Genomic DNA, 12,768 nt, shown 5'->3' on the forward strand with positions numbered 1-12,768 from the left:
GCCGCCTCATCCCCTCGGCCTGAACAGGGCGCAGGCCTCTCCCTCCTCGCCCAGGCGGCAGGAAATGGCGACCAGGGCCTGATCCTCGGTGGAAAAGATGTTCTGTTCGCCGATGAAGCCATCCAGGCCAGTGGCCCGCATGACATCGCGCACCTGTTTTTTCAAGCCGGAGAAGACCACCTCCACCCCGGACTGTTGCAGCTGGCCCACCAGGTTGTGGAGCATCTCCTCGCCCGACGAATCGATGGTGTTGATGGCGTCGGCAACTACCAACAGGAACCTGGCCTCGCGATGGTCGGCCATGGCGCCGAGGACCGCGTCCTCGAAATGGGCGATATTGGCGAAATAGAGCGAACCGTCGAACCGGATGGCCACCACCTTGGTCGAGGTGGCCAGATGGGGATGGTATTTGACATCCCGCAGGGTGCCGTCCTCGTGCCGGCCGAGGATGGCCACCCGAGGCGCCATGGTCCGGTACAGGTAATGGCCGATGGCCAGCAGGGCCCCGATGATCACCCCCTTGTCGAGGTGGGGCGCGGCCAGGAGGGTGACGCCAAAGGTGGTCAGGGCCACGATGCCGTCGGCACGGCTGGCCTTCCAGGTATGTTTGAAGGCCTGGAAAGTGATCAGGCCCGAGACCGCCAGGAGGTTGTTGGCCGCCAGCACCGCCTGCGGCAGATGATGGAGCAACGGGGTCAGGAACAGGAGGGTCACGGCCACGAAGCCGCCGTTGAACACCATGGCCAAGCCGGTTTTCGCCCCGGTCTGTAGATTGACCGCCGAACCGGTGAAGGAACCGCAGGCCGGATAGGCCTGGAAGAACGAACCGCCGATGTTGGCCAGGCCCTGGCCGATCAACTCCTGATTGGGATCGAGCCGTTGCTTGGTTTTCCCGGCCATGGCCTTGGCCATGGAAATGGATTCCATGAAGCCCACCAGGGCGATGACCAGGGCCGCGCTCATCAACTGCAGCACCCCGTCGAAACTGATCGCGGGCAGGCGGAACGCGGGCAGGCCGGAAGGAATGGTTCCGACCACATCGCCGCCGCCGCTCAGTTTCAAGCCCCCCTGCTCGACCTTCTTGACATGCCACAGGCGGCCGTCGGTTTGCATGCCTTCCGGGACCGCGCCCATCCGATACAGTTGGGCCGGCTGCCCCTCGGCGGGAGAAGTGCGGACGAAATACAGCTTGCGAATGCCGCGCAATTGGTTGCGGCCCTCCTTTTCCGCCGCCTTGATGTCGAGGTCGAGCAGCTCCAGGCGATAGCGCAGATCGGCCGCCACCCGGGAATCGGATTCCTTCTCGGCTTGGCGCAACCGCGTCGCAAGGCTGGCCACCGCGTTGTTCATGTCCGTGATGCGTTGGGTGGTCGCGTTGTAGTTCTGGATCATTTCCCTGGCCGCCGGCGCCGCAATATCCTCGATTTGGCCGGTGGCGGTATGTTCAAAATCGATGAGGGCGCTCACCAGAGTGGCGAGGACAACGACCGCCAGCACCCCGGGTTTGGCCAGAATCCGGATCTTCTGCACGATCAGCATCAGCGCCAGGCTGGCAGCGGCCATCGCCAGGGTGGGCAGGTGGGTCAGGGGGATGTAGCTGAACATCTCCCAGACATCCTTGAGGAAAAAATCGCTGCGCCCCTTGGGAATCCCCAGGAACATGTCCAGCTGGGAAAGCCCGATGATCAGGGCGGCCGCGTTCATGAACCCGAGAATTACCGGGTGGGAAACGAAATTGACCGCGCTGCCCAGCTTGACCAGGCCGAGCACGAATTGGATGCAGCCCACCATCAGGGTGAGCAGCAGCACCAGCCCGATGTACTCTTCCGATCCCGGAGGGGCCAGCGGGGCGACCGCGGCGGCGGTCATCAGGGACAGGATGGCGACCGGGCCGGTGGCCAACTGCCGCGACGATCCCCACAGGGCGCCGATCGCCGCCGGGATCAGGGCGGTATAAAGGCCGAACTGGAGCGGCAGGCCGGACAGCTGCGCATAGGCCATGGCCTTGGGGACCAGGACCAGCGCCCCGGTGATGCCGGCGATCACATCGGCGCGCAAAACCAGCGGGGCGATGGGAAACCAGGCCAGGAAAGGAAAAAGACGCGACGCCAGCTTGCTGATCATAAGGTCGGATCGGACAAAGGAGATGATGGGGTCTCGGCACCGTCCTGGGCGGTAACCACCAGCACCGCGCAGGGCGTCCGGCCGATGACATGTTCCGTCACATGCCCGGTGAGCATCTTGGCCAGCCCGCCCCGGCCGGGGCCGCCGAGGAGGATCATGTCCACCTCCCGTTCCCGGGCCGCCATCACCACCGCATCCGCCGGATCGCCTTCCGCGGCCAGCGGCTCGCAGGCAAGGGCCAGATTCATTTGGCGCGCCTGGGCGCAGACCGCGTCCGCCAAGAGTTTGGCCACGGCGAGATCCTCCTGGCGCCGGGCAACGGCCATGACCGTTATTTTCCGGAGCGTGGGACAGACGCTCCCCAGGCTCAAGGCTTCCAGCGCCGCCTGCCGGCTGTTGGGCGAATCGTTCACAGCCACCAAAATGTGCTGGCCGGTGAGCGTGCAATCCTTCGGCACCACCACAATTCGGGGAAATCCCTGGGCAATCGCCCTGGTCGTGGTCTTGCCCACCAGCCGCGACCAGCGGTTGGCCTTGCCGCGGCGTCCCATGAGGATGACGTCGGCCTGCCGCAGGCGAGCCTGCTCGACTAGGGTCTTTTCCGGATTGCTGGAGCCGAGCACCACGATTTCGATCTCCACCCCGCTGTCGTCGGCCATGACCCGGATACGGTCAAAATGCGGCGCCAGATCGTTTCGCTTCTGCCGAACGGCAAAATTGGCGGCCCCGATCGATTCGGTTCGGGTCGGCACCACATGCAGGACAATCACCTTGGCCCGGCAGGCTTGTCCGAAAAAAATGGCTTCCTGCACGGCCCCTTCGCTGAAGCGGGAGCCATCGGTGGCCAGCAGCAAGGTTTTGGCTCGGCCGAGCAGGGTGCCGGAAAATTGGTCCATGGCGAATCCTCGCGCAAAAAACAATCAGTTTCAAAGCATTACCATTCTTGCGCGAACGAAACAAGCACTGCTTGCGGCCGTCCGGTTTCGCCTTTGCCTGCCCCCTGCTCTGCCCGATACGTCCCGAGGCGTTCAACGGCGCCAGCCGATATTGGCCGCCTTTTTTTCTTGACGGCCATAGACGACCGGTCTATTATGGCGACCATGACAGTCGACACCCGTGAGCACATCCTGGCTTGTGGCGGGCAGATCATCCACCACAAAGGCTTCAACGCCACCGGCCTGCAGGAAATCCTGCAGGCGGCCGGCGTGCCCAAGGGTTCGTTTTATTTCTATTTCAAGAGCAAGGAGGCCTTCGGCCTCGCCCTGGTGGACTATTATCAGGCCCGGCTCGCCGAGCAGGTGAGCCCGATTCTCAAGGACGACTCCAAGCCGCCGTTAACGCGGCTGGCCGATTTCTTCCTCTGGTTCCGCGGCCAGTTCGAGCGGGAAGGATTCATCAAGGGCTGCCCCATCGGCAATCTCGTCCAGGAACTGGGAGACGTCAACCCCGCCTTCCGCGAACAACTCAATCGTTCCCTGGATGGCTTGATCCGCTTCGTGGCCCGATTGCTCCAGGAAGCCAGGGAACGAAACGAACTGCCGGCCCGTCTCGAGCCGGAGGCCACGGCGCGCTACATCCTTTCCGCCTGGCAGGGCGCCCTCATCCGAATGAAGGCCGCCGCCGGTCCGGAACCCCTGGACACCTTTCAGCGCATGACCTTCGAGGTTCTATTGGCCTGACGACAGCTTAACCCGCGTGTCCCTGTGCGGCCACGCACCCCCATAAAACTAGACGACCAGTCTACTACAAGGAGAAAACGTATGTTCGTGCTTGATTATCAAACCCCGGAAAAGGCGACAGGAACCGTAGCGGAGACCTACAACGTCTTCCTGCAAAAAAACATCCCGGTACCGGCGCCCCTGCAGCTCATGAGCACCAGTCCGGGACTGTTCGAGGTCTTTTTCGCCCAGATATCGTATTTCATGCGGCATGAGACTCTCAGCTTCCCCCTGTTGGCCGCCATCCGCTTCCTTGCCGCCCAGCAGGTCTGCTTCGACCATTGCGTCAATCTCAACCAGACCTGGCTGAGCAAGGCCGGACTTTCGGCCGAAGATCTGATCGATCTGGCCGCCGGTCGGCAGGTCGAGGCCTTCAGCGAGGCCGAAAACGCCCTGCTGGCAACGGTGGCCAAGGTGCTGCGCAAGGAGCGGATCAACGAGGACGAGATCCAGCGCCTCCGCGCCCTCGATTGGAAGGACAGCGACATCCTCGACGCCTGCGCCCAGGCGACCAACATGATGGGGATGTCCAGCCTGTTCGGGGCCTTCAGCAAATAGGCGGACCGGCGGAATCCCGCCCAAACCGCAAGGCGGCCGGACTTAATTGCCCGAACTTGCCCCGCCCTGAATCGCCTGGGGCAGGGCAATGGTGGAAATGGAATTTTTCGGCGATCCCTCGATGATCCGGTCGCTGTAGGTGAGATAGACCAGAGTGGAGCGCTTCTTGTCGTAGAAGCGCACCACCTGGATCTTCTTGAAAATCAGCGAGGCGGATTTCTTGAACACCTCTTTGCCGTTGTCCTTGCCCGAGGCCACCCGTTCCGGCAGGGTGATCGGACCGGTCTGGCGGCAGGAAATCGAGGCATCCGAGGTATCCTCGGCCACCCCGATCGAGCCCTTGATGCCGCCGGTCTTGGCCCGGCTGACATAGCAGGTGGCGCCGCCGATATCCGGGTCGTCAAAGGCCTCGACCACGATCTTGTCGTTGGCGCCCACCAATTTGAAGGTGGTGCTGACCTCGCCGATCTCCTCGGCGGATGCCACGGCGGCCACGGCCAACAGCAGGCCGCAGCCCAGGGCGATCATCCGTTTTTTTCCCATGTCATTTCCCCTTTTTCACTTTGGTCGCCGAACGGTTCAGGGCGCTCAGTAGCGACTTGATCGAGGCGACGATGATGTCGGTATCCACTCCGGCCCCCCACCAGCTCTCGTCGTCCTGGTCGAGGATTTCGATATAGCTCACCGCCTTGGAGGAACTGCCGCGGGTCAGGGCGTGTTCGTGGTACGAGTGGAGGACGAACCGCAGCCCCAATCCGTCGCGCAAGGCGGCGCAAAAGGCATCCAGGGGGCCGTTGCCCGTGGCGCGAATCGTTTTTTCCCCATCCTTGGTCACCATCACCGCTTCGATCTCGGCGATCGAGCTTTCCTCGTTCCGCTCGAAATGGCGCTTGAGCACGTTGAACGATTTCAAGGCATAACCATTGGTGTTGAGCAAATACTCCTTCTCAAAGGTATGAAAAACCATTTCGGCGGACAACTCGTCGCCATGGGTGTCCGTCACCTCCTGGATGACCCGGCCGAACCCCGGATGCATTTCCTTGGGCAGCTTGAAGCCGAACTCGTGGTCCATGATGTAGGCCACCCCGCCCTTGCCCGACTGGCTGTTGATCCGGATGATCGATTCGTAGGTGCGGCCGACGTCCTGCGGGTCGATCGGCAGGTAGGGCACCTCCCACAGACCGCTCTGGGTCAGTTCGAGGGCGGTCATGCCCTTGTTGATCGCATCCTGGTGCGATCCTGAAAAGGCGGTGTAGACCAACTCGCCGGCATAGGGATGGCGGGGATGCACCTGCAGCTTGGTGCAGCGCTCGTAGATATTGATCACCCTGTTGATCCGCGAAAAATCGAGTCCGGGATCGACCCCTTGGGTGAACATGTTCAGCGCCAGGGTGACGATGTCCACGTTGCCGGTGCGCTCGCCGTTGCCGAACAGGGTTCCTTCCACCCGATCGGCCCCGGCCATCAGGGCCAGCTCGGTGGCGGCCACCGCCTCGCCCCGGTCGTTGTGGGCATGGAGGCTGATCAGCGCGCAGTCGCGGTTCTTCAGGTGCCGGCAGAACCATTCGATCTGGTCGGCATAAATATTCGGGGTCGACATTTCCACCGTGGCGGGCAGGTTGATGATCACCGGATTGTCCGGGGTCGGTTCCCAAACATCCATGATCGCCTGGCAGATCTCCAGGGCAAAATCAAGCTCGGTGCCGGTGAAGCTCTCCGGCGAATACTCGTAGCGGATCTTGGCGTCGGTCCGCTCGGCCTGCTCGCGAATCAGCCGCGCCCCGGCCACCCCCAGTTCGACGATCTCCCGGCGCCCCTTCTGGAACACCACGTCTCGCTGCAGGGTCGAGGTGGAATTATAGAGGTGGACAATCGCCTCGGGGGCCCCCTGCAGCGCGGCAAAGGTCTTCTTGATCAGATGGTCGCGGGCCTGGGTCAGGACCTGGGGCACCACGTCGCCGGCGATATGCTTGCCGTCGATCAACAGCCGCAGGAAATCGTATTCGACCTGCGAGGCCGAGGGAAACCCGACTTCGATTTCCTTGAAACCTATCTGGGTCAGGAGTTGAAACATCTCCAACTTCTCCTCCAGGTTCATCGGCTGGATGAGCGCCTGGTTGCCGTCGCGCAGATCGACGCTGCACCAGATCGGCGCCTTGCTGATGACCCGGTCGGGCCAGGTGCGGCCTGTCAGCCGCACCGGCGCATAGGGACGGTATTTCTTCAATTTCTCCTGATCCATGTTCTCTCCTTGTCTCGGTCAAAAAAAAAGCCACGGTTGAATAACCGTGGCTTTGCGGGTTCAGATTGTCAGCGGCCTGTCAGGACACACCTTCCTCCCCTGCCACGGTGAATCCGTGCAGTCGGCTAAGGAGAAGAAGGAGAGCGAGAGTGCGTGTCATGGTGTGGCCCTTTGTTGAATGTTTTTTCATACTAAAGCCCCAACCGCATTTGTCAAGGGGGAAAAGGGGGCAAGAGCGCCGCGATACGGTCACATTTCCCCACGGAGGAATTTTTCCGCCAGGTCGACGTCGCGCTTGGAACCGATGATCAGAGGCACGCGCTGGTGCAGCTTGGTCGGCTCGATGTCGAGAATGCGCCGGCCATCGTCGGTGATCGCCCGGCCGCCGGCCTGTTCGGCGATCATCGCCAGGGGGGCGGCTTCGTAGAGGAGCCGCAGCTTGCCCTCGGATTTCTCGCCGCTTTTCTTGTCGCGGGGATAAAGGAAGATGCCGCCCTTGATCAGGTTGCGGTGGAAATCGGCCACCAGCGATCCGATATAGCGCAGGCTGTAGGCCCCTTTGCCGCCGTCGGTCGTTTTCAGGTGGTCGATGAACCGGCGGGTGGAGTCGAACCAGTGGTTGGCATAGGCCTCGTTGACGCTGTAGTAGAGCGAGGCGTCCGGAATCTTGATGTTCGGATGGGAGAGGAAAAATTCCCCCACGCTCGGGTCCAGGGTAAAGCCGTGCACCCCGGAGCCGGTGGTGTAGACCATCACCGTGGAGGAGCCGTAGATGATGTAGCCGGCCGCCACCTGCTTGCCGCCCTTTTGCAACAGGTCGCCGACGTTGCCCTGGCCCGGTGACGGACTGAGGCGCCGGTGGATGGAAAAAATGGTGCCGATGGAGACATTGACATCGATGTTGGTGGAGCCGTCGAGCGGGTCGAAGGCGATGGTGTAGTTGCCTTCGTATCCCTCGAGCACCGGGATGATGTCGTCGTCCTCCTCCGAGGCCATGACGCAGACATGGCCGCACTGTTCCATCCGCCGCTTGATGGTCTGGTTGGCGAACACGTCGAGCTTCTGCACGTTTTCGCCCTGGATGTTGGTCCGGCCCGACTGGCCGAGGATGTCGGCCAAACCGGCCATGTTGACCTCGGCGCTGATGATCTTGCCGGCCACCACCAAATCGTTGAGCAAGCCGGTCAACTCGCCGGTCGCTCCCGGGTGCAGCAGCTGATCGTCCATGATCTGTCGACTGACGGTGATTCCCTTTCTCTTGACAAGCATACTGTTCTCCTTGGCTGTTCCCGACCGGACGCATGCCGGCCGGAAGGCGTGTCTATTGGTTCTTGTCAGCGGACTGGATTGGCCGCCATTGGCGCAAACAATCGACCAAGGTGCGTACCCCGATGCCCGAGGGCCCCTTGGGAATATACGTTTTTTCGGTGAAATCCCAGGCGGTGCCGGCAATATCGAGATGCACCCAGGGGGTCTCGCCGACGAATTCCTGGAGATAGCAGGCGGCCGTGATGGTGCCGCCGCTGCGGTCGCTGCCGGCGTTTTTGATGTCGGCGATCCGCGAATCGATCTGCTTACGGTATTCGGGCCCCAGCGGCAGCCGCCACAGGGGCTCGCCGACCCGGGCGCCGGCTTCGGTCAGCTGATCGGCCCACTGGTCGTTGTTGCCGAGCAGGCCGGTGTAGTGATGGCCCAGGCCGATGATCACCGCGCCGGTCAGGGTGGCCACGTCGATCACCGCCTGCGGCTTGTAGGTTTCGATGCCGTAGGCCAGGGCATCGGCAAGGATCAACCGGCCCTCGGCGTCGGTATTGATGATTTCCGAACTCTTGCCGCCGTAGTGGCGGATGATGTCGCCCGGCTTGAGGGCCGCCGCTCCGGACAGGTTCTCGGTGGCGGGCACCAGGGCCACCACGTTCACCTCCGGCACCCCGATCTCGACAATGGCCTGCATGGCGGCAAGCACCGCCGCGCCGCCGCACATGTCGTATTTCATGTCTTCCATGCCGGCCGGCGGCTTGGCGCTGATGCCACCGGAATCGAAGGTCAGGCCCTTGCCCACCAGGAGAACGGTCGGATTCTTTTTGTTGGTCTTGTATTCGAGGATCACCAGAAACGGCGGCTGGGCCGAGCCCTGGTTGACACCGAGAATGCCGCCCATGCGCAGCTTCTGCAGGTCGCCCTTGTCCAGGATCGTGCATTTCAGCCGGCTTTTCTTGCCCAGTTTCTTGGCATATTCGGCAAAGTCGGCCGGGGTCCAGCCGTTGCCGGGCTGGTTGGCCATGTCGCGGGCGGCGCAGGTCGCCTCGGCCAGAATCCGTCCGAGCTCAAGGCCCTTGCGGACCGCGCTGGCCGCCAGGCCGCCGTCGTGAAGCAGCAAGCGTTCCACCCGAACCGGCGGGTCGTCCTCCTTCGGCTGCTTGTACAGATCGAAACGATAGTTGCCGAGCAAAAATCCCTCGCACAGGCACTGGCCGATTTCGACCGCGTCGAGCAAATATTCCTTGGGCGGGACGAGCAGAACTTCCTTGGCCTTCACCGCGCCGGCCTGCTTGGCGATGGTGCCGCCGGCCAGGCGGAGCCGCTCCCTCCGGCTGTTGATCGCCTCGTCCGGCTTGCCCAAACCGACGAACAACACTCGTTTCGCCGCCACGCCCTGAGCTGCATCCGTCCCGACCAAACCGGGGTACAGCACAAAGGCCTGATCCTTTTCCCCCTTGAAATCGCCGGTTGCCTGCACCTTGGCCAGCAGCCGGTTGATGCCCATGCCGGACTCGGCAGCCTGGGGGATGCCCTCCTCCACCAGAAAGACCAGCAAATCGCCGGCAAAAGTGGACGGTTCCTGGTCGAAAAATTCAATGGTCACGGTCTGATCGGGCACAGAAAGGGTTCCTCCTCGGGCGGATGGCGGAATGCTTTGAAAAGCGACGACAACTGATTTAATGTAAGTTTTTCATACACTAAACTTGATCCAAGCTCAATCGGCAAAACCGCCGGTTACTGGAATTCTCCTCAATTGCGTCCTGGTTTCGGGAGGTTATTCGTGCTGCTCGTTTTCATTCTTGCCGTGAGTATCGCTCTGCTGGTTTCCGCCACCTGCTCGCTGTTCGAAGCCATTCTCCTGTCCCTGTCGGCGGCGCAGGTCGAACTGATGACCGAAACCCATCCCCGCCAGGCCGAGGGCATGAAACTGCTCAAGGACAACATCGAGCAGCCAATCACCGCCATCCTCACCCTCAACACCGTGGCACACACCATCGGCGCATCGGTGGCCGGCGCCTCAGCAGTCGCCCTGTTCGGCCAGGACGGTCTCATTTGGTTTTCCCTGATCTTCACCCTGGCCATCCTGCTGTTCACCGAGGTGGTGCCCAAGACCGTCGGTGTCACCTTTGCCCGACAGATGGGGCCCCATATCGTCGGTCCGCTCCGTTTCATGATCATGATCCTGCTGCCGTTGATCTGGCTGGCGCAGCAAATGACCCGCCTGGTGCCCAACAGCCACGCCCCCCAGCAACTCTCCGCGGAGGAACTCAAGACCATCGCCAGTTTAAGCCGGAAATCCGGCGGCATCGAGGCCGACCAGGAAAAGGTGATCGCCAACATCCTCCAGTTGGGTGCAAAAAACGTCCGCCAGGTCATGACTCCGCGCACCGTCACCTTTTCCACCTCCCAGTCGCTGACGATCAAGGAAGCGGCCCGCATGGAGGGCAAATGGCGGATGCACAGCCGGGTGCCGGTGTACGACGGCGAGCCCGACAATGTGGTGGGGATCGTGCTCAGCCAGGACGTGCTCATGGCGGCGGCGGTCGGCCAGGATTCCCTCAAGCTCTCGCAAATCATGCGGCCGGTCCATTTTGTGCCGGAAACCGCGCCCCTGGACCGCATTTTCGTCGATTTCTTCGAGCGATACCAGCACCTGTTCGTGGTGGTCGACGAGTACGGCAGCGTCACCGGGGTGATCAGCATGGAGGATATCCTGGAAGAAATTATCGGCCGGGAGATTGTCGACGAATCCGACAAGGCCCGCAACATGCGGGAACTGGCCATAATCAGGAGCAAGAAGCTCCATACCATCTGAACCTTGCGAAAAAAGGACTCGGCATGGTTCAGGCGGAACTGGCAGGTGCTGCCATTTCGTGGTAGGGTGCCGCCCAGTGTTTTTTATACTGTCAACAGATTCCGGCAAGAAGCTTGCAAACAATCGTACATCCCATGCCGGATAATCGACACGGGATATGCTCTTCAGGGCATTGTACGAACAAACCCCTATTTCCCGATCGTCTTCTCGCTCATCCCTCCGGGGAAGATTCCATGAAAAGTCCCTTGTTTTCCATATACTGTTGGAAAGGAGCCGCATTGCTCCCCCTGCTGCTCGCCGGCTGGCTCGCCGCACCGGCTTGCGCGGAAATTCTTTATATCAAGCCAAGCCTGGAAGTGCTGATGCGCAAGAGTCCCGGCGACGGCGCCCGGATTGTCGCCACGGTTCCCATGGGCACGGCCGTGGAATTGGTGCAGGGAGGCAAGGAATGGGCACGGGTACGGATGCAGGACGGGACCGAGGGCTGGGTGCGCAGCCGCTTTCTCGGCAGTTCGCCCTTGATCCCGGTGGCCAACATCAAACCGGGATTGGGACCGGACGGAACCGTGACCGATCCCATGGGACGCTTCCGGGACATTGCCATCGAGAACGAACGGCTGCGCAAGGATCTGGCGGCCTGCACCACCGACCGCAGCACCCTGGCCGATAAGTATCAGACCCTGGTCGCCGACCCGGCCAGCGGCATCCACGCCAAGAACAATTTGAGCGAGGCGCAAAAACAGATCGAGGATCTGCGCCAACAGTTGACCGAGGCCCAGATCGAATGCACGGTGCTGCGAAAAAATCGGTCGATCAGCTGGTTCTTCACCGGCGCCCTCGTCCTGCTGCTGGGTTGGGCGATCGGCCGCCTGGGCGGCAACAGCCGAAAGAAAAAGCCGTCCCTGCTGGTCTGACGACGCCGGTACGGCGCCGCTTTCAGTTCATCGCCTCGAGCGGCACCTTGACCTCGACCGCGGTCGAATCGCGCATCAGGGTCAGGGTGACGTTCTGCCCCACCTCGTAGCGTTCCAGCTCGTCGCGCAGGGTATCGTAGTCCTTGACCGGTTTGCCGTTGACCGCCAGGATGATGTCCCCCAGCACCAATCCGTCCCGCACCTGGGAAGCGCCCCGCAGCCCCGCCTTTTCCGCGGTCGAACCCGGAAGCACCTTGAGGATCATCACTCCGTCCAACCCCAGTTCCTCGGTCAGCCTCCGGTTGGCCAGGGCAATGCCCAGGCCGGGCCGGATCAATTTGCCCTTGGCAATGATCTGCGGCACCACCCGGTTGACCTCGCCCGACGGCACCGCGAAGCCGATACCCGAACTGGCCCCCGACGGACTGTAAATGGCGGTGTTGACCCCGATCAGCCGGCCGGCGCTATCCAGCAGCGGCCCACCGGAATTGCCCGGATTGATGGCCGCGTCGGTCTGGATGACATCGTGGATAGTCCGGCCGGTGGCGGCGGTGATCTCCCGGCCGAGGGCGCTGACGATGCCGGTGGTCAGGGTCTGGTCCAGCCCGAAGGGATTGCCGATGGCAAAGACCTTCTGCCCCACCAGCAGATTCTTGGATTCGCCGATGGCGATGGGTCGCAGCTTGTCGGCCGGGGCGCTGATCTGCACCACCGCCAGGTCGCGGTCCGGGGCGGTCCCCACCAGCACTGCCTTCCAGGTGGAATGGTCGGCCAGGGTCACCTCCAGCCGGCTGGCATCGGAAATGACGTGGTAATTGGTCACGATCCGCCCCTGTTGGTCCCAGATGAAGCCCGAACCCGTTCCCTGGGGAATCTCGTAGACATTGAGGCTGAAAAGATTGCGGCGGACCGCGATGCTGGTGATGTACACCACCGAGGGCGCGGCGTTGCGGAAGATTTCGATGGTGTTTTTCTCGTCGGCGGCCAGATCGCCCCTGGCCTCGATCGGCCGGGACACTGCCCGGGGATCGTGCAGCGACGGCTGGAAGGTCTGCAGCAACAGCCAGCCGACCGCGCCGGCAATCAGAACGACATACAATGCCTTCATCTGGTTTCCCCCGAAAAGGACGGCGC

General features: G+C 62.1%; 11 protein-coding genes. 4 read left to right on the forward strand and 7 right to left on the reverse strand.

Translation table 11 applies throughout. The features are described 5' to 3' along the window. Positions 1–6: 6 nt before the first annotated feature. Positions 7–2,124 carry a SulP family inorganic anion transporter gene (locus tag RMR13_RS04430; protein ID WP_310599432.1) on the reverse strand — a complete coding sequence of 706 codons (2,118 nt, stop codon included), beginning with the start codon at positions 2,122–2,124 and terminating at the stop codon, positions 7–9. After that, complete coding sequence (locus RMR13_RS04435; protein WP_310599433.1) at positions 2,121–3,020, reverse strand: universal stress protein; 900 nt, start codon at positions 3,018–3,020, stop codon at positions 2,121–2,123. Before RMR13_RS04435 ends, RMR13_RS04430 begins: the two co-directional genes overlap by 4 nt. Positions 3,021–3,215: 195 nt before the next feature. Here RMR13_RS04435 and RMR13_RS04440 point away from each other — a divergent pair, with 195 nt between their 5' ends. Next, positions 3,216–3,803: a TetR family transcriptional regulator C-terminal domain-containing protein gene (locus RMR13_RS04440; protein WP_310599434.1), complete on the forward strand. Its 588-nt coding sequence runs from the start codon at positions 3,216–3,218 to the stop codon at positions 3,801–3,803. Positions 3,804–3,884: 81 nt separating this feature from the next. After that, complete coding sequence (locus RMR13_RS04445) at positions 3,885–4,400, forward strand: hypothetical protein (RefSeq protein WP_310599435.1); 516 nt, start codon at positions 3,885–3,887, stop codon at positions 4,398–4,400. A 42-nt stretch (positions 4,401–4,442) separates the two neighbouring features. On the opposite strand, the gene RMR13_RS04450 is transcribed toward RMR13_RS04445, so the two are convergent. The 4 genes from RMR13_RS04450 to RMR13_RS04465 form a co-directional block, all read right to left on the reverse strand. Beyond that, positions 4,443–4,943 (reverse strand): CreA family protein, encoded by a 501-nt coding sequence (locus tag RMR13_RS04450; protein ID WP_310599436.1) that lies wholly within the window; start codon positions 4,941–4,943, stop codon positions 4,443–4,445. Between the two features lies 1 nt (position 4,944). Next, a complete protein-coding gene (gene leuA / locus RMR13_RS04455; RefSeq protein WP_310599437.1) occupies positions 4,945–6,642 on the reverse strand; it encodes a 2-isopropylmalate synthase in 1,698 nt (565 codons plus the stop codon). Positions 6,643–6,891: 249 nt separating this feature from the next. Continuing rightward, positions 6,892–7,911 (reverse strand): class 1 fructose-bisphosphatase, encoded by a 1,020-nt coding sequence (gene fbp / locus RMR13_RS04460; RefSeq protein ID WP_310599438.1) that lies wholly within the window; start codon positions 7,909–7,911, stop codon positions 6,892–6,894. A gap of 52 nt (positions 7,912–7,963) precedes the next feature. Then, the gene (locus RMR13_RS04465; RefSeq protein WP_310599439.1) at positions 7,964–9,523 is read right to left on the reverse strand and encodes a leucyl aminopeptidase; all 1,560 of its coding nucleotides are present in this window, start codon (positions 9,521–9,523) and stop codon (positions 7,964–7,966) included. A gap of 162 nt (positions 9,524–9,685) precedes the next feature. Between RMR13_RS04465 and RMR13_RS04470 the strand changes: the two genes are divergently transcribed. Together RMR13_RS04470 and RMR13_RS04475 are read left to right on the forward strand one after the other, a co-directional pair. Next, a complete protein-coding gene (locus RMR13_RS04470) occupies positions 9,686–10,720 on the forward strand; it encodes a hemolysin family protein (protein ID WP_310599440.1) in 1,035 nt (344 codons plus the stop codon). 233 nt (positions 10,721–10,953) lie between these two features. Beyond that, positions 10,954–11,634, forward strand: coding sequence for an SH3 domain-containing protein (locus RMR13_RS04475; protein ID WP_310599441.1), 681 nt, complete (start codon positions 10,954–10,956; stop codon positions 11,632–11,634). Between the two features lie 22 nt (positions 11,635–11,656). On the opposite strand, the gene RMR13_RS04480 is transcribed toward RMR13_RS04475, so the two are convergent. Next, positions 11,657–12,742 carry a trypsin-like peptidase domain-containing protein gene (locus RMR13_RS04480; RefSeq protein ID WP_310599442.1) on the reverse strand — a complete coding sequence of 362 codons (1,086 nt, stop codon included), beginning with the start codon at positions 12,740–12,742 and terminating at the stop codon, positions 11,657–11,659. Between the last annotated feature and the right edge of the window lie 26 nt (positions 12,743–12,768).

The sequence above is a fragment of the Desulfobulbus sp. genome, assembly GCF_031547805.1.
GTDB lineage: Bacteria > Desulfobacterota > Desulfobulbia > Desulfobulbales > Desulfobulbaceae > Desulfobulbus.

Bases quoted from the DNA above. Each gene is read 5' to 3' on its own strand.
- RMR13_RS04440 (WP_310599434.1), top strand. From the start codon at position 3,216: ATGGCGACCATGACAGTCGACACCCGTGAGCACATCCTGGCTTGTGGC.
- RMR13_RS04430 (WP_310599432.1), bottom strand. From the start codon at position 2,124: ATGATCAGCAAGCTGGCGTCGCGTCTTTTTCCTTTCCTGGCCTGGTTT.
- RMR13_RS04445 (WP_310599435.1), top strand. From the start codon at position 3,885: ATGTTCGTGCTTGATTATCAAACCCCGGAAAAGGCGACAGGAACCGTA.
- fbp (WP_310599438.1), bottom strand. From the start codon at position 7,911: ATGCTTGTCAAGAGAAAGGGAATCACCGTCAGTCGACAGATCATGGAC.
- RMR13_RS04480 (WP_310599442.1), bottom strand. From the start codon at position 12,742: ATGAAGGCATTGTATGTCGTTCTGATTGCCGGCGCGGTCGGCTGGCTG.
- leuA (WP_310599437.1), bottom strand. From the start codon at position 6,642: ATGGATCAGGAGAAATTGAAGAAATACCGTCCCTATGCGCCGGTGCGG.
- RMR13_RS04475 (WP_310599441.1), top strand. From the start codon at position 10,954: ATGAAAAGTCCCTTGTTTTCCATATACTGTTGGAAAGGAGCCGCATTG.
- RMR13_RS04450 (WP_310599436.1), bottom strand. From the start codon at position 4,943: ATGGGAAAAAAACGGATGATCGCCCTGGGCTGCGGCCTGCTGTTGGCC.
- RMR13_RS04435 (WP_310599433.1), bottom strand. From the start codon at position 3,020: ATGGACCAATTTTCCGGCACCCTGCTCGGCCGAGCCAAAACCTTGCTG.